35 protein-coding genes are annotated in these 20,906 nt (G+C 47.7%); 1 reads left to right on the forward strand and 34 read right to left on the reverse strand.

All coding sequences use genetic code 11. The annotated features are described in order from the left end of the window. Positions 1-20: 20 nt before the first annotated feature. From rplQ to rpsJ, 29 genes are all read right to left on the reverse strand, one after another. Entirely contained in the window at positions 21-404 is a 384-nt protein-coding gene (gene rplQ, locus LBPC_RS12595) for a 50S ribosomal protein L17 (RefSeq protein ID WP_003567509.1), read from the reverse strand. Positions 405-425: 21 nt separating this feature from the next. Further along, positions 426-1,364 (reverse strand): DNA-directed RNA polymerase subunit alpha, encoded by a 939-nt coding sequence (locus LBPC_RS12600; protein WP_003567511.1) that lies wholly within the window; start codon positions 1,362-1,364, stop codon positions 426-428. A gap of 74 nt (positions 1,365-1,438) precedes the next feature. Then, positions 1,439-1,828: a 30S ribosomal protein S11 gene (gene rpsK / locus LBPC_RS12605; RefSeq protein WP_003567514.1), complete on the reverse strand. Its 390-nt coding sequence runs from the start codon at positions 1,826-1,828 to the stop codon at positions 1,439-1,441. Between the two features lie 20 nt (positions 1,829-1,848). Continuing rightward, on the reverse strand, positions 1,849-2,214 hold the full coding sequence (gene rpsM / locus LBPC_RS12610) for a 30S ribosomal protein S13 (protein WP_003567516.1): 366 nt from the start codon (positions 2,212-2,214) through the stop codon (positions 1,849-1,851). Positions 2,215-2,247: 33 nt separating this feature from the next. Continuing rightward, entirely contained in the window at positions 2,248-2,364 is a 117-nt protein-coding gene (gene rpmJ, locus LBPC_RS15960; RefSeq protein WP_003567518.1) for a 50S ribosomal protein L36, read from the reverse strand. A 27-nt stretch (positions 2,365-2,391) separates the two neighbouring features. Further along, positions 2,392-2,610 carry a translation initiation factor IF-1 gene (gene infA, locus LBPC_RS12615; protein ID WP_003567521.1) on the reverse strand — a complete coding sequence of 73 codons (219 nt, stop codon included), beginning with the start codon at positions 2,608-2,610 and terminating at the stop codon, positions 2,392-2,394. Positions 2,611-2,753: 143 nt separating this feature from the next. Further along, positions 2,754-3,410 carry an adenylate kinase gene (locus tag LBPC_RS12620; RefSeq protein WP_003567523.1) on the reverse strand — a complete coding sequence of 219 codons (657 nt, stop codon included), beginning with the start codon at positions 3,408-3,410 and terminating at the stop codon, positions 2,754-2,756. A 147-nt stretch (positions 3,411-3,557) separates the two neighbouring features. Next, on the reverse strand, positions 3,558-4,883 hold the full coding sequence (gene secY / locus LBPC_RS12625; protein ID WP_003567525.1) for a preprotein translocase subunit SecY: 1,326 nt from the start codon (positions 4,881-4,883) through the stop codon (positions 3,558-3,560). After that, a complete protein-coding gene (gene rplO / locus LBPC_RS12630; RefSeq protein ID WP_003567527.1) occupies positions 4,883-5,323 on the reverse strand; it encodes a 50S ribosomal protein L15 in 441 nt (146 codons plus the stop codon). Before rplO ends, secY begins: the two co-directional genes overlap by 1 nt. Positions 5,324-5,356: 33 nt before the next feature. Further along, positions 5,357-5,542 carry a 50S ribosomal protein L30 gene (gene rpmD / locus LBPC_RS12635; protein ID WP_003567529.1) on the reverse strand — a complete coding sequence of 62 codons (186 nt, stop codon included), beginning with the start codon at positions 5,540-5,542 and terminating at the stop codon, positions 5,357-5,359. Positions 5,543-5,553: 11 nt separating this feature from the next. Continuing rightward, the gene (rpsE, locus tag LBPC_RS12640; RefSeq protein WP_003567531.1) at positions 5,554-6,057 is read right to left on the reverse strand and encodes a 30S ribosomal protein S5; all 504 of its coding nucleotides are present in this window, start codon (positions 6,055-6,057) and stop codon (positions 5,554-5,556) included. A gap of 22 nt (positions 6,058-6,079) precedes the next feature. Continuing rightward, entirely contained in the window at positions 6,080-6,439 is a 360-nt protein-coding gene (gene rplR, locus LBPC_RS12645; protein ID WP_003567533.1) for a 50S ribosomal protein L18, read from the reverse strand. Between the two features lie 37 nt (positions 6,440-6,476). Further along, complete coding sequence (gene rplF, locus LBPC_RS12650) at positions 6,477-7,007, reverse strand: 50S ribosomal protein L6 (RefSeq protein ID WP_003567536.1); 531 nt, start codon at positions 7,005-7,007, stop codon at positions 6,477-6,479. A 30-nt stretch (positions 7,008-7,037) separates the two neighbouring features. Next, positions 7,038-7,436, reverse strand: a complete 399-nt coding sequence (gene rpsH, locus LBPC_RS12655; protein ID WP_003567538.1) for a 30S ribosomal protein S8 — start codon at positions 7,434-7,436, stop codon at positions 7,038-7,040. Positions 7,437-7,461: 25 nt separating this feature from the next. Then, positions 7,462-7,647 carry a type Z 30S ribosomal protein S14 gene (locus LBPC_RS15965; RefSeq protein WP_003567540.1) on the reverse strand — a complete coding sequence of 62 codons (186 nt, stop codon included), beginning with the start codon at positions 7,645-7,647 and terminating at the stop codon, positions 7,462-7,464. Between the two features lie 14 nt (positions 7,648-7,661). Then, positions 7,662-8,204 carry a 50S ribosomal protein L5 gene (gene rplE, locus LBPC_RS12660; RefSeq protein WP_003567542.1) on the reverse strand — a complete coding sequence of 181 codons (543 nt, stop codon included), beginning with the start codon at positions 8,202-8,204 and terminating at the stop codon, positions 7,662-7,664. 24 nt (positions 8,205-8,228) lie between these two features. Continuing rightward, positions 8,229-8,540, reverse strand: coding sequence for a 50S ribosomal protein L24 (rplX, locus tag LBPC_RS12665; RefSeq protein ID WP_003567544.1), 312 nt, complete (start codon positions 8,538-8,540; stop codon positions 8,229-8,231). 29 nt (positions 8,541-8,569) lie between these two features. Beyond that, on the reverse strand, positions 8,570-8,938 hold the full coding sequence (gene rplN / locus LBPC_RS12670) for a 50S ribosomal protein L14 (protein WP_003567546.1): 369 nt from the start codon (positions 8,936-8,938) through the stop codon (positions 8,570-8,572). 31 nt (positions 8,939-8,969) lie between these two features. Continuing rightward, the gene (gene rpsQ, locus LBPC_RS12675) at positions 8,970-9,233 is read right to left on the reverse strand and encodes a 30S ribosomal protein S17 (protein WP_003567548.1); all 264 of its coding nucleotides are present in this window, start codon (positions 9,231-9,233) and stop codon (positions 8,970-8,972) included. Positions 9,234-9,253: 20 nt separating this feature from the next. Beyond that, positions 9,254-9,448 carry a 50S ribosomal protein L29 gene (gene rpmC / locus LBPC_RS12680; protein WP_003567550.1) on the reverse strand — a complete coding sequence of 65 codons (195 nt, stop codon included), beginning with the start codon at positions 9,446-9,448 and terminating at the stop codon, positions 9,254-9,256. After that, complete coding sequence (rplP, locus tag LBPC_RS12685) at positions 9,438-9,872, reverse strand: 50S ribosomal protein L16 (protein ID WP_003567551.1); 435 nt, start codon at positions 9,870-9,872, stop codon at positions 9,438-9,440. Before rplP ends, rpmC begins: the two co-directional genes overlap by 11 nt. A 3-nt stretch (positions 9,873-9,875) precedes the next feature. Beyond that, on the reverse strand, positions 9,876-10,538 hold the full coding sequence (gene rpsC / locus LBPC_RS12690) for a 30S ribosomal protein S3 (RefSeq protein ID WP_003663000.1): 663 nt from the start codon (positions 10,536-10,538) through the stop codon (positions 9,876-9,878). 13 nt (positions 10,539-10,551) lie between these two features. Further along, positions 10,552-10,905, reverse strand: a complete 354-nt coding sequence (rplV, locus tag LBPC_RS12695) for a 50S ribosomal protein L22 (protein ID WP_003567555.1) — start codon at positions 10,903-10,905, stop codon at positions 10,552-10,554. Between the two features lie 17 nt (positions 10,906-10,922). Beyond that, the gene (rpsS, locus tag LBPC_RS12700; RefSeq protein ID WP_003567557.1) at positions 10,923-11,204 is read right to left on the reverse strand and encodes a 30S ribosomal protein S19; all 282 of its coding nucleotides are present in this window, start codon (positions 11,202-11,204) and stop codon (positions 10,923-10,925) included. A 39-nt stretch (positions 11,205-11,243) separates the two neighbouring features. Then, positions 11,244-12,080 carry a 50S ribosomal protein L2 gene (gene rplB / locus LBPC_RS12705; protein ID WP_003576419.1) on the reverse strand — a complete coding sequence of 279 codons (837 nt, stop codon included), beginning with the start codon at positions 12,078-12,080 and terminating at the stop codon, positions 11,244-11,246. A gap of 28 nt (positions 12,081-12,108) precedes the next feature. Further along, positions 12,109-12,411 carry a 50S ribosomal protein L23 gene (rplW, locus tag LBPC_RS12710; protein WP_003567562.1) on the reverse strand — a complete coding sequence of 101 codons (303 nt, stop codon included), beginning with the start codon at positions 12,409-12,411 and terminating at the stop codon, positions 12,109-12,111. Continuing rightward, positions 12,411-13,034: a 50S ribosomal protein L4 gene (rplD, locus tag LBPC_RS12715; RefSeq protein WP_003567564.1), complete on the reverse strand. Its 624-nt coding sequence runs from the start codon at positions 13,032-13,034 to the stop codon at positions 12,411-12,413. Before rplD ends, rplW begins: the two co-directional genes overlap by 1 nt. Positions 13,035-13,056: 22 nt before the next feature. Beyond that, a complete protein-coding gene (rplC, locus tag LBPC_RS12720) occupies positions 13,057-13,689 on the reverse strand; it encodes a 50S ribosomal protein L3 (RefSeq protein WP_003567566.1) in 633 nt (210 codons plus the stop codon). A gap of 25 nt (positions 13,690-13,714) precedes the next feature. Continuing rightward, positions 13,715-14,023, reverse strand: coding sequence for a 30S ribosomal protein S10 (gene rpsJ / locus LBPC_RS12725; RefSeq protein ID WP_003567567.1), 309 nt, complete (start codon positions 14,021-14,023; stop codon positions 13,715-13,717). Positions 14,024-14,347: 324 nt separating this feature from the next. Between rpsJ and psiE the strand changes: the two genes are divergently transcribed. Then, positions 14,348-14,785 carry a phosphate-starvation-inducible protein PsiE gene (psiE, locus tag LBPC_RS12730; RefSeq protein ID WP_003567569.1) on the forward strand — a complete coding sequence of 146 codons (438 nt, stop codon included), beginning with the start codon at positions 14,348-14,350 and terminating at the stop codon, positions 14,783-14,785. Positions 14,786-14,927: 142 nt separating this feature from the next. Here psiE and ahpC read toward each other — a convergent pair whose 3' ends face one another. From ahpC to rpsL, 5 genes are all read right to left on the reverse strand, one after another. Continuing rightward, a complete protein-coding gene (ahpC, locus tag LBPC_RS12735; RefSeq protein WP_003567571.1) occupies positions 14,928-15,491 on the reverse strand; it encodes an alkyl hydroperoxide reductase subunit C in 564 nt (187 codons plus the stop codon). A 279-nt stretch (positions 15,492-15,770) separates the two neighbouring features. Then, positions 15,771-16,805, reverse strand: a complete 1,035-nt coding sequence (locus tag LBPC_RS12740; RefSeq protein ID WP_003591912.1) for a helix-turn-helix transcriptional regulator — start codon at positions 16,803-16,805, stop codon at positions 15,771-15,773. Between the two features lie 182 nt (positions 16,806-16,987). Further along, positions 16,988-19,090, reverse strand: coding sequence for an elongation factor G (gene fusA, locus LBPC_RS12745; protein ID WP_003585667.1), 2,103 nt, complete (start codon positions 19,088-19,090; stop codon positions 16,988-16,990). An 89-nt stretch (positions 19,091-19,179) separates the two neighbouring features. Continuing rightward, complete coding sequence (gene rpsG / locus LBPC_RS12750; RefSeq protein WP_003567577.1) at positions 19,180-19,650, reverse strand: 30S ribosomal protein S7; 471 nt, start codon at positions 19,648-19,650, stop codon at positions 19,180-19,182. A 197-nt stretch (positions 19,651-19,847) separates the two neighbouring features. After that, positions 19,848-20,264 carry a 30S ribosomal protein S12 gene (gene rpsL, locus LBPC_RS12755; protein WP_003567580.1) on the reverse strand — a complete coding sequence of 139 codons (417 nt, stop codon included), beginning with the start codon at positions 20,262-20,264 and terminating at the stop codon, positions 19,848-19,850. Positions 20,265-20,906 lie beyond the last annotated feature (642 nt).

The following is a 20,906-nucleotide window of genomic DNA, read 5'->3' on the forward strand; positions in this document are numbered from 1 at the left end:
CCATCCATTTTTAACTGTGTTTAGACGAGCTCAATGATAACCATTGGTGCACCGTCACCGCGACGTGGCGCAGTCTTCAAGATGCGGGTGTAACCGCCCTTGCGATCTGCGTATTTTGGTGCCAAGTCACTGAACAGCTTTTGCAAAGCGGACTTCACAACAACACTGTTGTCATCTTGTTCCTCGACACTCGCGATTTCATTGCGAACGTAAGCTGCTGCTTGGCGACGGGCGTGCAAATCGCCGCGTTTGCCCAAAGTAATCATCTTTTCAGCAGTTGAACGAACTTCTTTAGCGCGGGCTTCAGTCGTGACGATCCGTTCATTGATCAAAAGATCAGTGGTCAGGTCACGCAACAATGCCTTACGTTGTGAGCTGGTCCGCCCTAATTTACGGTAACTCATGGATTGGCCTCCTTTTCGAAATTAGTCTTCTTTACGCAATCCTAAGCCGAGATCTGCCAACTTGTTTTTAACTTCTTCAAGTGACTTACGACCTAAATTACGTACTTTCATCATATCGGCTTCTGTTTTGTTGGTTAACTCCTGAACTGTGTTGATCCCAGCACGCTTCAAGCAGTTGTAAGAACGAACGGACAAGTCAAGCTCTTCGATAGTCATCTCAAGCATCTTTTCCTTGTGAGTCTCTTCTTTTTCAACCATGATTTCAGCGTTCTTGGCTTCATCCGTCAAATTGACGAAGATGTCCAAGTGTTCTGTCAGGATCTTCGCTGCTAAGCTGATGGCTTCTCGTGGTGAGATTGAGCCATTAGTCCATACATCCAGCGTTAACTTGTCGAAATCATTCCGACGGCCAACACGGGTGCTTTCAACTTGATAGTTAACCCGGCTGATCGGGGTGAAAATCGAGTCGATCGGCAAAACACCGATTGGCATGTCATCAGACTTGTTTTGGTCAGCTGCCACATACCCGCGACCCTTTTTAACGGTCATACGTACATGGAAGTGCCCGCCATCTGCAACAGTACAGATATACTGTTCAGGATTTAAGACCTCAACATCAGGATCAGCGACGATATCAGCAGCAGTTACCTTAGCCGGACCGTTGACATCAATTTCGATGTTCTTGTCTTCATCAGTGTTCATTTTGAGTGCCAATTTTTTGATATTCAAAATGATCTGGGTCACATCTTCCAGCACACCGTCAATCGTGGAGAACTCATGTAGTACCCCGTCGATTTGGATGCTGCTGATAGCTGCCCCAGGCAATGAAGAAAGAAGGATCCGCCGCAACGAGTTACCTAAAGTAGTACCGTAGCCGCGTTCCAACGGTTCAACCACAAACTTGCCATAGTTGGTGCTTTCGTCAACTTTGGTAATGTTCGGCTTTTCGAATTCGATCATCTAGTTTGTACCCCTTTCAAAACGAGAAGTGAAGATTTGTCTGCCTGACCGTTAAAGCGGCCGAAGGGTAACAATTAAACACGACGACGCTTTGGAGGACGAGAACCGTTATGCGGAACCGGTGTAACATCACGGATCGCAGTAACTTCAAGACCAGTTGCCTGAAGTGAACGGATCGCAGCTTCACGGCCAGAACCTGGGCCCTTAACCGCAACTTCAACCGACTTCATGCCATGTTCCATTGATTCCTTTGCAGCAGCTTCAGCAGCCATCTGCGCAGCAAAAGGCGTCGACTTACGACTGCCTTTAAAGCCGAGTGCACCAGCAGAGGACCAAGCGATCGCATTGCCGCGAGGGTCCGTGATCATTACTAAGGTGTTGTTGAATGTTGAGTGGATATGAGCCACGCCAGATTCAACGTTCTTGCGGACACGGCGCTTCCGCGTAGTTTTTCTACCTGCCATCGATCAATGACCTCCTTTAATTATTTTTTCTTACCTGCCATGCTTGCTTTCTTCCCTTTGCGGGTGCGAGCATTGTTTTTGGTGTTTTGCCCACGAACTGGCAAGCCACGACGATGACGGATGCCGCGATATGAACCGATTTCCATCAATCGCTTGATGTTCAGGTTTACTTCACGACGAAGGTCACCTTCAACCTTAACGGAGTCTAAGGCTGCACGAATCTTGTCTTCTTGTTCTGGGGTCAGGTCATCTTGACGAACGTTTTCCGGAACACCGGCATTCTTGAGGACCTTTTGAGCGGTTGTCTTGCCAACACCATAAATATAGGTTAAGGCAATGACGATTTGCTTACCACGTGGTAAGTCGACACCTGCGATACGAGCCATGTACAATGACACCTCCTATTGAATTAGTTTGTATTATCCCTGACGTTGCTTATGCTTTGGGTTTGCAGAGCAGATAATCATGACCCGGCCTTTACGACGGACCACTTTGCAGTGCTCGCACATCTTTTTAACAGATGGACGTACTTTCATGAGAATTTAGCCTCCTTGAGTTGGCAACTACTTGAAACGGTAAGTGATTCGGCCTTTGGTCAGATCATATGGGGAGAGCTCCACCGTTACCTTATCTCCTGGTAAAATCCGGATATAGTGCATGCGAATTTTACCGGAAACATGGGCGAGGATCTCTGCGCCGTTTTCAAGTTTGACTTTGAACATCGCGTTGGGTAAGGTATCCGTCACGGTGCCTTGGATCTCAATTACATCGTCTTTTGCCACGAAGTGTTTCCTCCTAAAAATTATTGGTTCTATTAACGCGCGAAAAGGGTGAGGCCGATTGGCACTCACCGCATACCGCGATATTGTACCATAATTCTTCGACTTTGAAAACAGTCATGAGGGGCGTGCAATCGTCCAAGCACTTACTTTGCCACAGCAGCCAAAATCGCTTTGATCTCGGCAAACACCTTATCAATGTCCTGGTCGCCATTAACCGTGTGAAGCAGGCCCTTCTTTTCATAGAAGTCCAACAGCGGTGTGTTCATTTCGATGTTTACCTTGAGGCGATTTTTAACCGTTGCCGGTTTGTCATCTTCACGCTGGAAGAATTCATGACCGCCGCAACGATCACAAGTGCCGGCAACCTTTGGCGGGTTGTAGATTTTGTGATAAGTCGCGCCGCATGTCTTGCAAATAAAACGGCCAGACAAACGATCGACTAGTTTTGCAGGTGCAACATCGATATTGATGACAGCATCTAACGGTTTCTTCAGATCGGCTGTAATCGTTTCGAGTGCCTCTGCTTGTTGGATGGTGCGCGGGAAGCCATCAAGCATATAACCAGCATCGGTATCAGATTCAGCGAGTCGTTCCTTGACAATGCCATTCGTGACCGAGTCCGGTACGAGTTGCCCCTTATCAATGAAACCTTTCGCTTCTTTACCTAATGCGGTACCAGCAGCCATCGCAGCTCGGAACATGTCACCGGTTGAAATATGTGCAATCGGATAAGTGTCTTCGATCCGTTCTGCTTGAGTACCTTTCCCTGCACCGGGAAGTCCCATTAAAATGAGATTCACGTTGCATCCTCCTCTAAACGCGCTCGCCAGACTAGAACCTGACGTATAAACGCTCTTAAACACAATAACCGAACCCGGTCATCATACTCAGATTCGCTTACACATTGGACTCTAATCAAGCTGACTCACGTTCTGTTTAAATGACGTTTATTTTTTACTGTCGCCTTTAATCAAGTCTCCGCGAATGAAACCGATATACTCGCGTTTCATGAGTAAGCCGTCTAACTGACGAACCAATTCAATCGCTGTCATGACGACAATCAAGAGACTTGTGCCGCCCAGTCCGATTGACTGTGGCAAGCCCCAAATGTTGGCAGCTAACTGTGGCAGCAATGCAACCAGGCCAAGGAACAATGCCCCGACGGTTGATAACCGCATCAGTAAACGCGAGATATAATTCTCGGTTTCTTTTCCTGGCCAAACGCCTGGAATGTAACTGCCTTGTTTGGTTAAGTTCTCAGAGACCTTTTCGGGATTGACCTGAACAAACGCATAGAAGAACGTGAAAAGAATGATTAGAAGCGTGTAGATCGCAGTCCCGGCAGGTTTTTGCATATTGAAGATGTTGGTCATGACTTGATACCAGCCATCACCGCTATGATTCTTTTGAAAAGCCATCAGAATTGTTTGCGGAGTTACGATGAAGGAACTCGCAAAGATAACTGGAATAACGCCGGCCACGTTGACCTTTAAAGGCAAGTAGCTGTTGCTGCCTGCGCTGGTGACACGCCGGGTATATTGAATCGGAATCTTGTAATTTGCTTGCTGTACCCATGTGACAAACGTGATCACTAGGATCACGATAATGGCTAAGGCTGCCATGAAGGCAATCCCTTTCCAGATTTCGGCACCAGAGTATACCTGAACGTTATCGCGGTATAGCTCTTGAAGGCCAGAAGGCAAGCGAGCAATGATCCCGGAAAAGATCAGCAAGGAAACCCCATTACCAAGACCTTTATCAGTGATCTGTTCACCCATCCAAGTCAGCAACATGGTGCCGCCGGTTAAGATGATCCCGATCGTGATATAGGTGCTAACAGACGGATTTTTGACCAAGCCCATCGAACTTAACGTTTGAAAGCCGGCCGTAATCCCAATTGCCTGAAAGAACCCGAAGATAATGGTTAAGTAACGAGTCACCTGATTCAGCTTACGCCGACCAACTTCCCCTTGCTTGCTCCATTCAACAAACTTCGGAACGATATCCATCTGCAGCAGCTGAACCACAATCTGTGCCGTAATGTACGGTGAGACCCCCATCGAGAAGATGGAGTACTGGGCCAGTCCGCCACCACTGACAGTATCCAGCAGTGAGATCAGGCCTGTCGAACCGATTGATTGCAGCGCCTTTGCATTGACCCCGGGCACTGCGATCAGTGTACCTAATCGATAGACCAATAAAACCGCTAAAGTGAAGAGGATCTTGTTACGGATGTCTTTAACCTTGAGCGCGTTTTTCAGGGTCCTCAGCATTAGATCACCTCAATCGAACCGCCAGCTGCTTCAACAGCAGCCTTCGCTGCAGCAGAAGCCTTTGCTACCTTAATGGTCAGTTTTTTCTCAAGCTTGCCGTCTGCCAGCAGCTTGACGCCGTTCTTTTCGTTCTTAACGATACCAGCATCGATCAAGGCTGCTGGGGTTACTTCGGCGCCATCGTCGAAGCGGTTAAGATCGGAAAGGTTAACAACAGCATATTCTTTGCGGTTAATGTTGTTGAAACCGCGTTTTGGCATACGCCGGAACAATGGCATCTGGCCACCTTCGAAGCCAAGACGCGTTTTGCCGCCCTGACGTGCCAATTGACCCTTTGTCCCTTTACCAGCTGTCTTACCTTGACCGCTAGAAGTACCACGGCCCAGACGCTTGCGGGAATGACGGGAGCCGACACTCGGCTTTAATTCGTGCAATTGCATACTCTTGGGCACCTCCTTGTCGAAATAATGTTATTAATCCTTGATTTCTTCAACGGAAACCAAGTGTGAAATCTGGAAAATCGCACCACGAGTGGCTGCGTTGTCAGGCTTGATCACTGAGCTATTAACTCGAGCTAAGCCTAATTCCTTCACAATTTTACGTTGCTTAGGAAGACGGTGGGCAGCACTACGGGTCAAAGTAATCTTCAATTGAGCCATGTGTTTACCTCCTAGTCTTCTAATGATGACGCAGAAACGCCACGCAATTCAGCAACTTGTTCACGGGTACGCAGTTGTGTCAACCCGTCCATCGTTGCCCGGATCATGTTGATCGGGGTGTTACGGCCGAGTGACTTGCTGGTAATATCAGCAATGCCGGCAAGTTCCATGACGGAACGGATAGCGCCACCAGCAGCAACCCCAGAACCTTCTTCAGCAGGCTTCAGCAAAACTTCGCCGGCGCCAAAATGGCCGATAACTTCATGAGGAATCGTTGTGCCGACAATCGGTACTTCGATCAAGCTCTTCTTGGCCGCGTCAACAGCTTTACGGATCGCTTCAGGAACTTCTTGGGCCTTACCAGTTGCAAAGCCGACGTGACCATTCTTATCACCGACGATCGCGATCGCAGCAAAACGCAGACGACGTCCACCTTTAACAACTTTCGTGACACGGTTGATGGAAACGACTTGGTCTTCTAAGTCCAATTGGTTTGGATCGATAAATGATGCCATGTGTTGGTTATCCTCCTTTTTTCTAGAATTCGAGGCCATTTTCACGTGCTGCTTCAGCTAACGCAGCAACGCGACCATGGTACAGATAACCACCACGGTCAAAGACCACAACTTTATGACCATCAGCAACAGCACGCTTGGCGATCAACGCGCCAACTTGTGCAGAAGCAGCAGTCTTGTTTTCAGGATCTTTAATGTCCTTATCAAGAGTGGAGGCACTTGCTAGCGTCACACCCGCTACGTCATCAATTAATTGTGCGTAGATGTTTTTATTCGAACGGAAAATGTTCAAGCGTGGGCGCTCGCTCGTACCAGAAATCTTGCCTCGTACGCGGGCGTGACGCCGTTGCCGAGTCTTGTTCTTATCTGGCTTAGAAATCACAATGTTCACCTCTTGTTAAATTTGTTGAAGGTTAAGACTACTTACCAGTCTTACCTTCCTTACGACGGACATGTTCGTCAACGTAACGAATCCCCTTACCCTTATAAGGTTCAGGTGCACGGACGGAACGAACAACGGCTGCAAACTGGCCAACAACCTGTTTCGAGATCCCGCTGATGATGATCTGAGTGGTGCTTGGAACTTCAACAGTGACACCCTTAGGCGCGGTCATTTCAACTGGATGGGAATAGCCAACGTTCAAAACAAGCTTTTCGCCTTGTTTTTGTGCACGATAGCCGACACCGACCAACTTCATTTCTTTCTTGTAGCCTTCGGTAACCCCGACGACCATGTTGTTCAAGTTGGCCCGCATTGTTCCGTGGACAGCCTTGTAGGAATCATCAGGACGCGTGAAGTTGATCTCGTCGCCTTCCTGGTGCATTTCGATTTCCGGGGCAAAATGACGGGTCAATTCGCCTTTCGGGCCCTTAACCGTAATGTTGTCGCCATCTTTTGTGATGGTGACACCGGCTGGGACTTTAATGACTTTATAACCAATACGACTCACTTATCGGCACCTCCTTTTTGATATATTGAATTACCAAACGTAGGCGAGTACTTCGCCGCCGACGTTCTTGGCACGAGCTTCCTTGTCGGTGATAACACCTTCGGAAGTTGAGATGATAGCAATCCCTAAGCCGTTTAAGACCTTAGGAACAGCATCACTTTTAACGTATGAGCGCAGACCCGGTTTGGAGATCCGCTTCAAGCCAGAGATAACCCGTTCATTATTCTTACCATACTTCAAGAAAATGCGGATAACGCCTTGCTTGTCATCATCAATAACTTCATAGTCACGGATGAACCCTTCACGTTTCAGAATCTCAGAAATGTCTTTTTTCATCTTAGATGCAGGTACGACCAAGGATTCGTGACGCACCATGTTGGCGTTACGGATCCGGGTCAAGTAATCTGCGATTGGATCGGTCAAGACCATTGATTTAACCTCCTTTGTCTAGTGATTACCAGCTAGCTTTGCGCATGCCTGGAATTTGGCCGGCATGTGCTAACTCACGAAGGCAAATCCGGCAGAGTTTGAATTTACGATAAACGGAATGTGGACGGCCACAACGTTGGCACCGCGTATATTCCTGGACTGCAAATTTTGCAGGCCGATTGTTCTTAGCGATCATTGACTTCTTAGCCAAGTAGCGGACCTCCCTTATTTGGCGAATGGCATCCCGACTTGCGTCAGCAATTCGAGAGCTTCTTCATCAGTATTTGCCGTTGTAACGATGACAACATCCAACCCACGAACACGATTAACCTTATCGTAATCGATTTCTGGGAAGATCAGTTGTTCTTTAACACCCAAGGTATAGTTCCCGCGACCATCGAAGGACTTGGGGGAAATACCATGGAAGTCACGCACACGCGGCAGGGAGACATTGATCAGCTTATCCAAGAAATCATACATGCGTTCGCCGCGAAGGGTAACCTTTGCGCCGATTGGCATGCCTTCACGCAGACGGAAGCCAGCGATACTCTTCTTAGCCTTGGTGATCAGTGGATGTTGACCAGAGATCAGGGTCAGTTCGTCAACTGCTTCATCCAGCAATTTGGCGTTCTGAGTCGCATCACCAACACCCATGTTCAAAACGATCTTTTCGATCTTCGGTGCCTGCATGGTGCTCTTGTAGTTAAACTTGCTTACCAATGCAGGAGCGATTTCTTTGCTATAACGTTCTTCAAGACGATTCTCCATGAAAAAGTTTGTCCTCCTTCCCTATTATTTATCGATTGCGGTGCCAGACTTCTTAGCAATCCGCACTTTGTTGCCATCTTTAACTTCAGAACCGATCCGTGTCGGCTTATTGGTATCTGGATCAAGAAGCATCACATTGGACACGTGAATAGGTGCTTCCTTATCGATAATACCGCCTTGCGGATTAGCATTGTTAGGCTTTTGGTGCTTCTTGATCATGTTAATGCCTTCAACGACAACTTTATCAGCGTCCTTCAAGACTTTAGTGATCTGGCCTTCTTTGCCGGCATCTTTGCCGCGCATGACCCGCACTTTGTCACCAGTTTTGAACTTCATGTATCGCACCTCCTATTTGGTCAGAATGATTAAAGTACTTCGGGCGCTAAGGAGACGATCTTCATGAAATCGCCGTCACGCAGTTCACGTGCCACAGGTCCAAAGATACGAGTCCCACGAGGGCTCTTGTCGGCGTTAATGATAACTGCTGCGTTCTCATCGAACTTGATGTAAGAACCGTCAGCGCGACGGGCGCCAGACTTGGTCCGTACAATGACAGCCTTGACAACGTCAGCCTTCTTGACAACGCCACCTGGTGTTGCTTGTTTTACAGTTGCGACAACGACATCACCGATGTTACCAGTCTTACGGTATGAACCGCCAAGTACTTTAATCACCAGGATTTCGCGCGCGCCGGAATTATCCGCCACTTTAAGGCGACTTTCTTGTTGTATCACGGAATGGTCCTCCTTTCATCCGAAAAATTGATTAGATGATAACTGCCTTTTCGACAATGTTCAATAAACGGAAACGCTTATTGCGTGATAAAGGACGTGTTTCTGCGATCCGCACGATATCGCCAGTTTTAGCGGTATTGTCTTCATCATGCACGTAATACTTCTTGGAGTACTTCATACGCTTGCCGTAAACAGGGTGCATCTTGACCGTGCTGACTTCCACGGTGATCGTCTTGTCCATTTTATCTGAGACCACGCGGCCTTGATAAACCTTACGAGAATTACGTTCTGCCAAGGTAAATGTCTCCTTTCCGATTATTTATTGAGTGCCTGTTGCCGAAGGACCGTTTTGATCCGTGCAATGTTTTTCCGAACCTGACTCAAGCGAGCGGTGTTTTCCAATTGGCCAGTCGCCTGTTGGAAGCGCAAGTTGAACAGCTCTTCTTTATATTGCTTCTCTTTGTCGAGCATCTCAGCAGTGGTTAATGCAGTAATTTCTTTAGCCTTCATTTGATTGCCCACCTACTTCCTCGCGTGAAACGATCTTGGTACGGATCGGGAGTTTGTTGGATGCCAAACGCAAAGCTTCCTTTGCGACTGCTTCGGAAACGCCACCGACTTCAAACATGATCTTTTCACGTTTAACGACAGCAACCCATCCAGTTGGTGCACCTTTACCATTACCCATCCGGACGCCAACACCTTTACTGGTGTAGGACTTATGAGGGAAAATGCGGATCCATACTTTCCCACCACGCTTCATATAACGGGTCATTGCGACACGAGCAGCTTCGATCTGACGGTTGGTGATCCAGTGGGATTCCAATGCTTCCAAACCATATTCACCGAAATCGACGTTACGGCCGCCTTTAGCTGCACCGCGCATCTTCCCACGGAATTCGCGACGATGCTTTACACGCTTAGGTACTAACATTGATTATTTCCCTCCTTTCACACTATTTTGCTTTGGCTTTTCAGGTAAAATCTCACCACGATTGATCCAGGTTTTGATCCCGATACGGCCATAAGTTGTTGCGGCTTCTTCCCATGCGTAGTCGATATCGGCACGCAAGGTATGCAATGGTACTAAGCCTTCATTGTAATGTTCGCGACGTGCAATATCCGCACCATTCAAACGACCGGAAGCTTGGGTTTTGATCCCCTTGGCACCTGCTCGCATGGTCCGTTGCATTGCTTGACGCATTGCACGACGGAAAGCGATCCGTTGTTCAAGCTGACGGGCGATGTTTTCGCCAACAAGCTTGGAATCCAGATCAGGTTTCTTAATTTCCACGATGTTGATGTGAACTTGGCGGCCAGTCAGCTTGTTCAGCTGCTTACGCAAGTTTTCAACTTCAGAACCGCCTTTACCGATAACCATACCCGGCTTAGCAGTATGAATGGAAATGTTGACGCGCTTTGCGGCACGTTCGATTTCGATACGTGATACGGAAGCATCTTGCAGCTTCTTGTTAATGAAGTTTCGGATTTCAATGTCTTCATGCAGAAAGGCTGCAAAGTCTTTGTCTGCATACCATTTGGCATCCCAGTCACGGATGACACCGACACGGAAACCGGTTGGATTAATCTTTTGACCCACGCGTTATCCCTCCTTATGCTTCTTTTTCGGATACAACCACGGTAACGTGGCTTGTCCGTTTGTTGATTGGTGATGCGCTCCCCTTGGCACGAGGACGGAACCGCTTGAGGGTCGGGCCTTCGTTGACGTAAGCCTTGCTTACATAAAGGTTTTGTGCATCTAAGTCATAGTTATGTTCTGCATTAGCGATGGCAGACTTGAGTACCTTCTCGATGATCGGTGAACCGGATCGAGGGGTGAATTCTAAGATTGCCAATGCTTCAGCAACATCGCGACCGCGAATCAAGTCGATTACCAGGCGCGCTTTGCGAGCAGCAATCCGAACTGTCTTGGCCGTTGCCGTTGCAGACGTAATTTGATCAGCCATGAATGTTGTGCTCCTTTCTAGCGTGCTGTTGTCTTCTTGTCGTCGGTGTTATGACCGCGGAAGGTACGCGTAGGAACGAATTCGCCCAACTTGTGACCAACCATGTCTTCACTCACGAAAACTGGGACATGCTTACGACCATCATATACGGCGATGGTGTAGCCAATGAAACTTGGAAAAATGGTGGAACGACGGGACCATGTACGAATAACGGTCTTCTTGTCGTTATCTGCCTGCGCTTCAATCTTCTTCAGGAGATGAGCGTCGGCAAAAGGTCCTTTTTTAAGACTGCGACCCATTTTGTGACCTCCTTTAATCGATGTAACACTTCAATGTGTTTACTTCGCTCTGCGGTGACGAACGATGAATTTCTCAGACTTAGCCTTGTGATCCCGGGTCTTCTTACCCAAGGTCTTCTTGCCCCATGGTGACATTGGAGATGGATGGCCAATTGGTGCTTTACCTTCACCACCACCATGCGGGTGATCGTTAGGGTTCATAACTGATCCACGAACTGTCGGACGGAAGCCCAACCAGCGCTTGCGGCCAGCTTTACCAATACTGATCAGCTCATGTTGCTCGTTACCAACGGCACCAATTGTGGCACGGTTTTCAGCCAAAATCAGACGAACTTCGCCTGAAGCTAACTTAACGGTAACGTACTTATCATTGTCTTTACCCAACAATTGGGCCGAAACACCAGCTGAACGTGCTAATTGCGCGCCCTTACCTGGCTTCAGTTCGATGTTATGGATAGTTGTCCCGGCTGGAATATTCTTCAATTGCAATGAGTTGCCGACTTTGATATCGACATCTTCACCAGAATAAACCTTGTCGCCAACCTTGAGACCCTTAGGTGCCAAGATGTAAGACTTAACCCCATCTTCATAATGCAGCAGTGCAATGTTTGCGGTCCGATTTGGATCGTATTCGATTGCTTTAACTGTTGCAGCCATGCCATCCTTATTACGTTTGAAGTCGATCACACGGTAGAATTGCTTGTGACCGCCGCCACGATGACGCACGGTGATGTGACCATGGGCATTACGTCCTGCAGTATGACTTTGGCTGACCAGCAAAGTCTTTTCAGGCTTTGTCTTGGTGATTTCAGCAAAATCAGACCCGGACATGTTGCGCCGGCCGTTGCTTGTTGGTTTGTACTTAATAATCGCCACGTGTTTTACCTCCTATAACGGATTTTTGTTACTTTTTATCGTTATCTTCGTCAGCGAAGATCTTGATTTCTTTGGAATCGGCGCTCAAGGCAATCAATGCCTTGCGACGACGACGCGTCATGCCTTCGTAACGGCCTTGACGCTTCTTCTTACCGCGAACGTTCGCGATGTTGACGTTGACAACCTTCACACCGAAGATTTCTTCAACAGCCTTGCGAACTTGCGGCTTGGTTGCATGCAGTGCAACTTCGAATGTGTATTTACGGTTATCCATTTCAGCCATCGATTGCTCGGTGACGATCGGACGTAAAATGATATCGCGTGCTTCCATTATGCAAGCACCTCCTCAATCTTTTGGAGCGCAGATTGGGTCAAGATTAATTTCTTGTAGTCAACAACGTCCAAAACGTTGATACCCTCTGCAGGAACAACTTTCACGTTCGGCAGGTTACGTGCGGCTTTGGCAGCAACTTCATTGCCGTCTTCCAACACAACCAGTGCCTTGTCGCTAACCTTCAAGCCATCCAAGACAGTTGCAAAAGCTTTTGTCTTAGGTGCATCGAAGTTCAAACCGTCAACAACGACCAAGTCGCTATCGAGAACCTTCTGTGAAAGTACGGATTTGATTGCCAAACGACGAACCTTCTTTGGCAGCTTGTATGCATAGCTGCGTGGGGTCGGTCCGAAGACGATCCCACCGCCACGCCATTGCGGGCTGCGGATTGAACCTTGGCGGGCACGACCAGTACCCTTTTGGCGCCAAGGCTTGCGACCGCCGCCAGAAACAGCAGAACGGTTTTTAACGGCGTGAGTACCTTGACGAAGGGAAGCGCGCTGCATCACGACTGCGTCAAACACGACGTTTTCATTTGGTTCGACTGCCCAGATGGCATCGTTGAGTTCAACTTTGCCGTTTTCTGAGCCATCTTGCTTATATAAAGTAACGTTAGCCATTAGTTATTGTCCTCCCTTCGTATTATTTAGCTGCTTTAACAGCAGAACGGATCGTAACAAAGGACTTGTTTGCCCCTGGGACATTACCTTTGATCAACAGAACATTGTGCTCTGTGTCAGCGGCAACGACTTGCAGGTTTTGCATGGTGCGGGTGTGGTTACCCATCCGACCAGGTAATTTCTTGCCCTTGAAGACCTTGTTAATGATGGCCCCAAGTGAACCTGGACGACGATGGTAACGAGAACCGTGCGCCATAGGACCGCGGGATTGGCCATCCTTCTTAATGTTGCCTTGATAACCGTGACCCTTGGAAGTACCAGTGACGTCCACAATGTCGCCTGCTGCGAATTCGTCAGCCTTAACTTCACTGCCGATTTCATAATCACTAAGCGCTACATCGCGGATTTCGCGAACGAAGCGCTTAGGGGTCGTGTCTGCCTTTTTGGCGTGACCGACGCTTGGCTTATTCGTCAAGACTTCACGCATATCGCCGTAGCCCAGCTGTACTGCTTCGTAGCCGTCAGATTCAACGGTCTTGACCTGCATTACAACGTTTGGAGTTACGTCGACAACAGTAACGGGTACGAGTTCGCCGTTATCGGTGAAGACCTGCGTCATGCCAACTTTTTTGCCTAAGATTCCTTTACGTGCCATGGGTACACCTCCTATTTTCTAAGAATTATAATTTAATTTCGATATCGACGCCGCTTGGCAAGTCGAGCTTCATCAAAGCATCAACTGTCTTCGGTGTTGGGTTAACAATATCGATCAGACGTTTATGCGTCCGCATTTCGAATTGTTCACGTGAATCCTTGTACTTATGCGGGGAACGTAGAACCGTGTAAAGTGTACGTTCCGTTGGCAGAGGGATCGGGCCTGAAATTGTTGCGCCTGTGCGCTTTGCAGTCTCCACGATCTTGTCTGCGGATTGATCGAGAATCCGGTGTTCATAAGCCTTAAGCCGGATCCGAATCTTTTGTTTTGCCATTGTGTGACCTCCTTCGTCTATTATCAGTTAGTAGACTAGCTCCGTGAAAATTACCAACACGCTGCCGTGGCAAAGCGGCCGGGCGTGTCGCAACCTCTCACATCCGCGCTACTCTGGTTCACCTTTGGAACCAAGTGCATAGTTGTCCCCTTTGAGAAACAGCACTCTTGATAGTATACAAAATCTCCCCCGCCATTACAAGGTTTTCTTTCGGTTTACAAAAAATATGTTAGAAGCAAACTTATTCCTTTGAACAGCTGCTTGTGCTAAATTCAAATTAAAGCCTTAACTTTTGAATAACCATAGAAAGAAGGGAGGCAGTTGATGAAATTTGACCATTACAAAAAGCTCGTCAACTCAACTTTAGATATTCTACTCGGTTTTTTAGCCATTGTCGTGGTAATTTTTATGCTACGCTACATTCTCGATATCGGTAGTCTGATCCTTCAACCACTTTCGACTGCTTTGTTTGGCAAAGTCATTCAGGAAGTTACCAGCTTCTTCATGCTCTTTGAATTTGTGATCATGCTGGTTCGCTACATTGAGGAAGGTCATCACATTCCTATCCGCTACCTTATTTTAATTTCAATGACCGCCATCTTACGCCAACTGCTCGTGCTGCATGACCGCGGGACTGAAACCTTGCTTTTAACCTTGGCCATTTTGGTATTAGCCGGTGTACTCACGGTGTTTTCGTTTGTCAGTGGCGATTTCAAACAGTCGCAGGATGGTAAAAACGTTGATATTGACCAACACTTTTAACTTTGTTTTTTCTCGTTTCTTCTATATTAATTTATACACGCAAAAAGGCACCGCAGCGAAAATCATTGCGGTTCCTTTTTTGCGTGCGTCGCTGATTAGCCAAGCGCTGATATATTGACTGTTAGCTGATCAAAGCACCGTTTTAAATCTTGCCAACCAAGTCTGCCCCTGGTGTCAGTGTCTTAGCGCCCGGTTGCCAGTTAGCTGGGCAAACCTGATCGCCGTGAGCAGCAACGAATTGCGCCGCTTGCAAAGTCCGTAGAATCTCATCGGCATTACGGCCAATACCAAAGTTATTGACGGCATAGGCTTGAATCACACCATCGGGATCAATGATAAAAGTCCCACGGAAGGCTTGACCGCTAGCTTCGTCACGGACATCCAACGCCGTTGCCAGTTTACCTGCAGGATCGGCAAGCATTGGGTATTGAATCTTCTTAATGGTGGGACTCGCCTCGGCCCATGCCATATGTACAAACTCGGTATCCTCAGAAGCAGAATAGACTTCAGCTCCAACAGCTTGGAACCGCTCATAGTGATCTTGCAAGTCGCCAAGTTCTGTCGGGCAAACGAAAGAAAAATCGGCAGGATAGAAACAAATCACTGCCCACTTGCCCTTAAGATCAGTATCACTGACTTCATGGAAATCGCCATGTTGATAGGCGTTCAACTTAAACGCCGGTAAATGTTGGCCAATATAGCTCATGATATTGCCTCCATTTTTAGAATGATTATTATTTACATATTCACCGTACCTTTTCCTTATGCAATTATCAAGCATTGGCAAAAAATTCTGCCTTTTTGTCGGCAGTCAACTTTGGCCACCTTTACCCGTTTAATGATGCCGATCTCCTATAATAAGGCATATGAGAATATGTGTTCACATCACGCCGTCATCATGCGCTTGCCTTCCCAGAAATCGGGTTGGTTCGCCCTCAGCAAAAAACCGAGTCTGCATTCATTCGCAAACCCGGCTGCACAACTGCTATAAATACTTGCCAGTATCATCTTCGTTTTGATAATTCTTCAGACTTTTACGCAAGACCCAAACCACATAATCACGAATATGTTTGGGAGCCAGGACTTTTACGAGATCCCCTTGTCCTTGGAGCCACATCCGGACGCCAAAACCATCGTTAACTGGAATCGTAATGTGATAAACCTTTCTTGCGTATGGATTCTTAATAAACGGACGATCACGGACATTTTTCCAATCAACAATGGCCTCAGGAAAACGATCAAGGACAAACTGCGGATCATAACTGTAGAGAATTTCCAAATTGATCGGTTTGCCTAAATACGGATACCACGTGTGATTCTGTAAGCGTCCGCCGCGGAATCGCTCATCATGATCATGGGTCGGCTGCTGACGATGATAGGTAATATTGCGCATATAGTCGAGCCGAAATCGGACGAATTTGCCCTCGTCCGGATCATCATCCGCCTGTTCATCGCTGCCATCAACAATAAGATAGAAGAAGAGATCGCCAAAAAACAAGCCGGTTGGCAGTCGCCGGTCAAAGTGCCGCATTTCGCCGTGATACACGTGATCAAAGCTGATCAGTTCGTGATTAACGATAGCTTGGCTCAATCGGGCCAACCGATTAGTCAACGATATTTTGGGGACACCACGATACTCAAAAACTGGATTTTTGGTAAGCCGATCCAATCCTTTGTGCTCGGGTCCGGCTGGTAATAATTGTGCCATTAGTTGCTTCATTTCTACGGACGACAAGCCGCGGCTAGCCGTCAGTATCAAGGCAATCGCCAACAGTTGCCCGTCGTCCAGACTGCGGCCAGCGGCGTGCAGGTCTGGCTTGAGTCGATAATCCCCAGAACTTGCAGCAATAAATGGCGCCGGTTCACTGAACACATCGTCAAAGGCACGTTTGATGACGCTAATATCGCGGCGAATCGATGATTCATCCTTATTGAATTCCGTCATGAGCGCTTGCTTATTGAGTTGATCGCCTCGCAGCAAGCGCAATAAAATGGTCGTAATACGCTCCTGACTCGACACGCTGCTTCGCCCCCTAACGCTTATAGAATAACATCAGTATACTATAATCTTTTCCCAAGCCCAGCAATCAGGTTCACGATTTTCATGCTTATTTCCGGATTTTGACTTCTAGCGCACTTTTAGAAAAAAAACGACGATGCCTTTTAGGCATCGTCGTTCATGCAGCTGGCAACAATCAAAGACTAGTCTTTGGTTGCGACGCCGCCGCCATTTTTCTTGATGATTTCTGCTTGAATGCTCTTTGGAACAGCTTCGTAGTGGTCAAAGGTCATGGTAAACGTACCACGGCCTTGGGTAGCACTACGCAAGGTGGTTGCATAACCGAACATTTCGGCAAGCGGCACCATGGAGTTAACCAATTGGGCATTCCCGCGGGCTTCCATCCCTTCAACGCGACCACGACGAGCCGTGATTTGTCCCATAACATCGCCAAGATATTCTTCAGGGGCAACCACTTCAACGTGCATGATCGGTTCAAGGATAACCGCGCCGGCACTCTTCGAGGCATTCTTCAATGCCATAGAAGCAGCCACTTTGAAGGCAGCTTCAGAAGAATCGACTTCATGGTAAGAACCATCATAAAGCTTAGCCTTAACGTCGATTAATGGATAACCGGCGAGGACACCATTTGCCATGGCTTCCTTCAGACCTTGCTCAACAGCTGGGATGTATTCACGAGGAACAACACCACCGACAATGGCATTTTCAAATTCAAAGCCTTTGCCTTCTTCGTTTGGACTGAATTCAATCCAAACATCACCATACTGACCTTTACCACCAGACTGACGAACGAACTTACCTTGCGCGGAAGTTTCTTTAGTGAAGGTTTCGCGATAAGCAACTTGTGGTTCACCAACCTTAGCAGCAACCTTGAATTCACGCTTCAGACGATCAACCATGATGTCCAAATGTAATTCGCCCATGCCAGCGATTAATGTTTCGCCAGTTTCAGGGTTGGTTTCAGCTTTGAATGTTGGATCTTCTTCAGAAAGCTTTTGTAAGCCGACATCCAGCTTATCTTGGTCTTCTTTAGAGTCGGGTTCGATGGAAACTTGAATAACCGGATCAGGCACATCCAGAGATTCAAGAATCAGCGGGTGGTCAACATCAGTCAAGGAATCACCAGTAGTGGTGTTCTTGAGACCGATAGCAGCCGCGATATCACCAGAGAAAACTTCAGGGATTTCTTCACGGTGATTACTGTGCATTTGCAACAGACGACCAACACGTTCGCGGTTATCTTTAGTTGCGTTCAGCACGTAAGAACCGGCTTCAAGCGTCCCACTATAAACCCGGATGTAGGTTAGACGGCCAACGAACGGGTCAGTCGCAACCTTGAAGGCCAAGGCAGCAAACGGCTTGTCGTCGCCAGCGGTCAATTCAACTGCATCGCCAGTGTCAGGATCGGTCGCATGATATGGCCGAACATCAAGTGGTGATGGCAAGTAATCGATCACAGCATCCAACAACATCTGAACACCCTTGTTCTTGAAGGCAGAACCAGCCAAAACTGGGTAGAATTCCAAGTTGATGGTTGCTTTACGGATCGCAGCCTTCAATTCAGCATTGGAAATCTCTTCACCTTCAAGGTACTTGTCCATGATGCCGTCGTCAACGTCAGCAACGGCTTCGATCAAGTCGTTATGCGCTTTTTGAGCAGCTTCCTTGTAGTCATCCGGAACATCTACAGTGTCCCACTTGGTACCCAATTCATCTTCGTCATACAAATCGGCCTTCATTTCGATCAGGTCAATGACCCCTTCGAACTTATCTTCGGCACCGATCGGCATCTGAACGGCGTGAGCGTTAGCCTGAAGCCGATCATGCAATGTCGTCATCGAATAATCGAAGTCGGCACCGATCTTATCCATTTTGTTGACGAAAACCAACCGCGGAACGCCGTATGTCGTTGCTTGACGCCAAACGTTTTCGGTCTGCGGCTCAACACCGGATTGGGCATCCAAAACGGTGATCGCACCATCCAGCACACGCAGGGAACGTTCAACTTCAATCGTGAAGTCCACGTGTCCTGGGGTGTCAATGATATTGACCCGGTGATCCTTCCAGAAAGCCGTAGTAGCAGCACTGGTGATGGTGATCCCACGTTCCTGTTCCTGTGGCATCCAGTCCATCTGTGAAGCCCCTTCATGAGTTTCACCGATTTTATGAATTTTACCGGTATAATACAAAATCCGTTCAGTCGTGGTCGTTTTACCGGCATCGATGTGAGCCATGATCCCGATATTACGGGTACGGTCTAACGGAAATTCACGTTTGTTGGCCATGTGGCGTATTGCTCCTCTCTTGTTTCAACTGGCTTTATACAAAGAATGGCTACTATATACCAAGCCGCGGATATAATAGCCAAATCATCTTACCAACGATAATGTGCAAATGCCCGGTTGGCATCTGCCATCTTGTGGGTATCTTCACGCTTCTTCACTGCGGCACCGGTGTTGTTAGCGGCGTCCATGATTTCTTTAGCCAAGCGTTCGTCCATCGTATGTTCACCGCGTTGACGGGAATACTGAACGATCCACCGTAGGCCCAAGGTGGTCCGACGATCCGGACGAACTTCGATCGGCACTTGGTAGTTAGAACCACCGATACGGCGAGCTTTAACTTCCAAGACCGGCATAACGTTTTTCATTGCTTCTTCAAAAACGTCCAATGGTTCGTTCCCGGTTTGTTTCTTAATCATATCAAATGCATCATATAAAATAGTTGATGCCTTCCCGCGCTTACCATCAATCATTAAGTGGTTGATCAAGCGAGTTACCAGCTTTGAATTGTAAACTGGATCAGGTAAAACATCACGTTTTGCGACACTGCCTTTACGTGGCATGCACTTTGCCTCCTCTTAAACGCGCTCGCTGACGCAAAAACCTGCACATAAGGACCTTGGTCGCAATGGTCAAAAACCGACCGTCACGCCTAAGCCCACTTATGCTCCGGTTTCTACCGCGCCAGCTCACGCTCTGTCTATACCGCACATAGCGGATCTAAAAATTTTTAATAGCGATCTTTAATGTTGATCGTGAATTACTTCTTCTTAGGGCGCTTTGCACCGTACTTGGAGCGACCCTGCATCCGGCCGTCAACACCAGCCGTATCAAGCGCACCACGAACAATGTGATAACGAACCCCTGGCAAGTCCTTAACACGGCCGCCACGGATCAAGACAACACTATGTTCTTGCAAGTTATGGCCAATACCCGGAATGTAAGCTGTCACTTCAATTAAGTTAGACAGACGAACACGGGCATATTTCCGCAATGCGGAGTTTGGCTTCTTCGGTGTCATGGTACCGACACGAGTTGCCACCCCACGTTTTTGCGGTGCTGGGTTATTGGTAAGGCTCTTCTTCTTGCTGTTGTAACCGAAGTTCAACGCAGGAGAGTCTGACTTGGTTGAAATTGATTTACGACCTTGGCGAACTAATTGATTAATAGTAGGCATTAAGCTTCTCCTTCCTTAATTTACATCATTTTATAAGTCCACACATCCAGGCGGTTCATTTTTCCTGATAAAAAAATGGCCAACCGAACGGCAACGGCTCTTAACCCAGTCAGCACGTCCGGGCAACCCGAATAAACTGGAAAAAAGCACCTTTGATAGTGTACTATCCTTTGCGGCTGAGTGTCAAGAGAAAAAGAAAGAGCGGGGTGACTCGCGCGACAAACTCAAAGATTTGTATTAGTTCTATTTGAGTCGCGTGTTCTCGATTGTCCGAGTTGGCTACGCGGCGAGGGGGTCTGGCGACCGCGAAGCTAGAGCTGTGGGCACAGCTTTGAACTCGCGCAAAGCCCGCACGATTTCAAAGTCTGGCCTTGTTCTAAAACGGGAAAACCACCCGTTTAAGAACAATATCACGGCTGAGCCCCCTCGCCGCTCCGCCAGCTCTCATGGCTCTATTCTTGAATTCATACCTTTTAAGATCAGCATCCCCCGACTTTAGTTCCAATCAAAGAAGTGGTGAGCCGTTCTCAAATAGCAGATTCACCGGTTGTAACTAAGTTATTACTTTTTCAATAAACACAGTTTATCAACCGCTTTAATCGGCCCCGAACGCGCCATACCCCTAACCATAACAAAATAGCT

Origin of the sequence: Lacticaseibacillus paracasei subsp. paracasei (genome assembly GCF_000829035.1) — a bacterium.
Taxonomy (GTDB): Bacteria; Bacillota; Bacilli; order Lactobacillales; family Lactobacillaceae; genus Lacticaseibacillus; species Lacticaseibacillus paracasei.

Excerpts from the sequence above, each read along its gene's own strand:
- rplQ (WP_003567509.1), bottom strand. The coding sequence starts at position 404 with ATGAGTTACCGTAAATTAGGGCGGACCAGCTCACAACGTAAGGCATTG.
- LBPC_RS12600 (WP_003567511.1), bottom strand. The coding sequence starts at position 1,364 with ATGATCGAATTCGAAAAGCCGAACATTACCAAAGTTGACGAAAGCACC.
- rpsK (WP_003567514.1), bottom strand. The coding sequence starts at position 1,828 with ATGGCAGGTAGAAAAACTACGCGGAAGCGCCGTGTCCGCAAGAACGTT.
- rpsM (WP_003567516.1), bottom strand. The coding sequence starts at position 2,214 with ATGGCTCGTATCGCAGGTGTCGACTTACCACGTGGTAAGCAAATCGTC.
- rpmJ (WP_003567518.1), bottom strand. The coding sequence starts at position 2,364 with ATGAAAGTACGTCCATCTGTTAAAAAGATGTGCGAGCACTGCAAAGTG.
- secY (WP_003567525.1), bottom strand. The coding sequence starts at position 4,883 with ATGCTGAGGACCCTGAAAAACGCGCTCAAGGTTAAAGACATCCGTAAC.
- rplO (WP_003567527.1), bottom strand. The coding sequence starts at position 5,323 with ATGCAATTGCACGAATTAAAGCCGAGTGTCGGCTCCCGTCATTCCCGC.
- rpmD (WP_003567529.1), bottom strand. The coding sequence starts at position 5,542 with ATGGCTCAATTGAAGATTACTTTGACCCGTAGTGCTGCCCACCGTCTT.
- rpsE (WP_003567531.1), bottom strand. The coding sequence starts at position 6,057 with ATGGCATCATTTATCGATCCAAACCAATTGGACTTAGAAGACCAAGTC.
- rpsH (WP_003567538.1), bottom strand. The coding sequence starts at position 7,436 with ATGGTCTTGACCGATCCAATCGCAGATTACTTGACCCGGATCCGTAAC.
- rplE (WP_003567542.1), bottom strand. The coding sequence starts at position 8,204 with ATGGAGAATCGTCTTGAAGAACGTTATAGCAAAGAAATCGCTCCTGCA.
- rplX (WP_003567544.1), bottom strand. The coding sequence starts at position 8,540 with ATGAAGTTCAAAACTGGTGACAAAGTGCGGGTCATGCGCGGCAAAGAT.
- rpmC (WP_003567550.1), bottom strand. The coding sequence starts at position 9,448 with ATGAAGGCTAAAGAAATTACTGCATTAACCACTGCTGAGATGCTCGAC.
- rplP (WP_003567551.1), bottom strand. The coding sequence starts at position 9,872 with ATGTTAGTACCTAAGCGTGTAAAGCATCGTCGCGAATTCCGTGGGAAG.
- rplV (WP_003567555.1), bottom strand. The coding sequence starts at position 10,905 with ATGGCTGATCAAATTACGTCTGCAACGGCAACGGCCAAGACAGTTCGG.
- rpsS (WP_003567557.1), bottom strand. The coding sequence starts at position 11,204 with ATGGGTCGCAGTCTTAAAAAAGGACCTTTTGCCGACGCTCATCTCCTG.
- rplW (WP_003567562.1), bottom strand. The coding sequence starts at position 12,411 with ATGGAAGCACGCGATATCATTTTACGTCCGATCGTCACCGAGCAATCG.
- rplD (WP_003567564.1), bottom strand. The coding sequence starts at position 13,034 with ATGGCTAACGTTACTTTATATAAGCAAGATGGCTCAGAAAACGGCAAA.
- rplC (WP_003567566.1), bottom strand. The coding sequence starts at position 13,689 with ATGGCACGTAAAGGAATCTTAGGCAAAAAAGTTGGCATGACGCAGGTC.
- rpsJ (WP_003567567.1), bottom strand. The coding sequence starts at position 14,023 with ATGGCAAAACAAAAGATTCGGATCCGGCTTAAGGCTTATGAACACCGG.
- psiE (WP_003567569.1), top strand. The coding sequence starts at position 14,348 with ATGAAATTTGACCATTACAAAAAGCTCGTCAACTCAACTTTAGATATT.
- ahpC (WP_003567571.1), bottom strand. The coding sequence starts at position 15,491 with ATGAGCTATATTGGCCAACATTTACCGGCGTTTAAGTTGAACGCCTAT.
- fusA (WP_003585667.1), bottom strand. The coding sequence starts at position 19,090 with ATGGCCAACAAACGTGAATTTCCGTTAGACCGTACCCGTAATATCGGG.
- rpsG (WP_003567577.1), bottom strand. The coding sequence starts at position 19,650 with ATGCCACGTAAAGGCAGTGTCGCAAAACGTGATGTTTTACCTGATCCA.
- rpsL (WP_003567580.1), bottom strand. The coding sequence starts at position 20,264 with ATGCCTACTATTAATCAATTAGTTCGCCAAGGTCGTAAATCAATTTCA.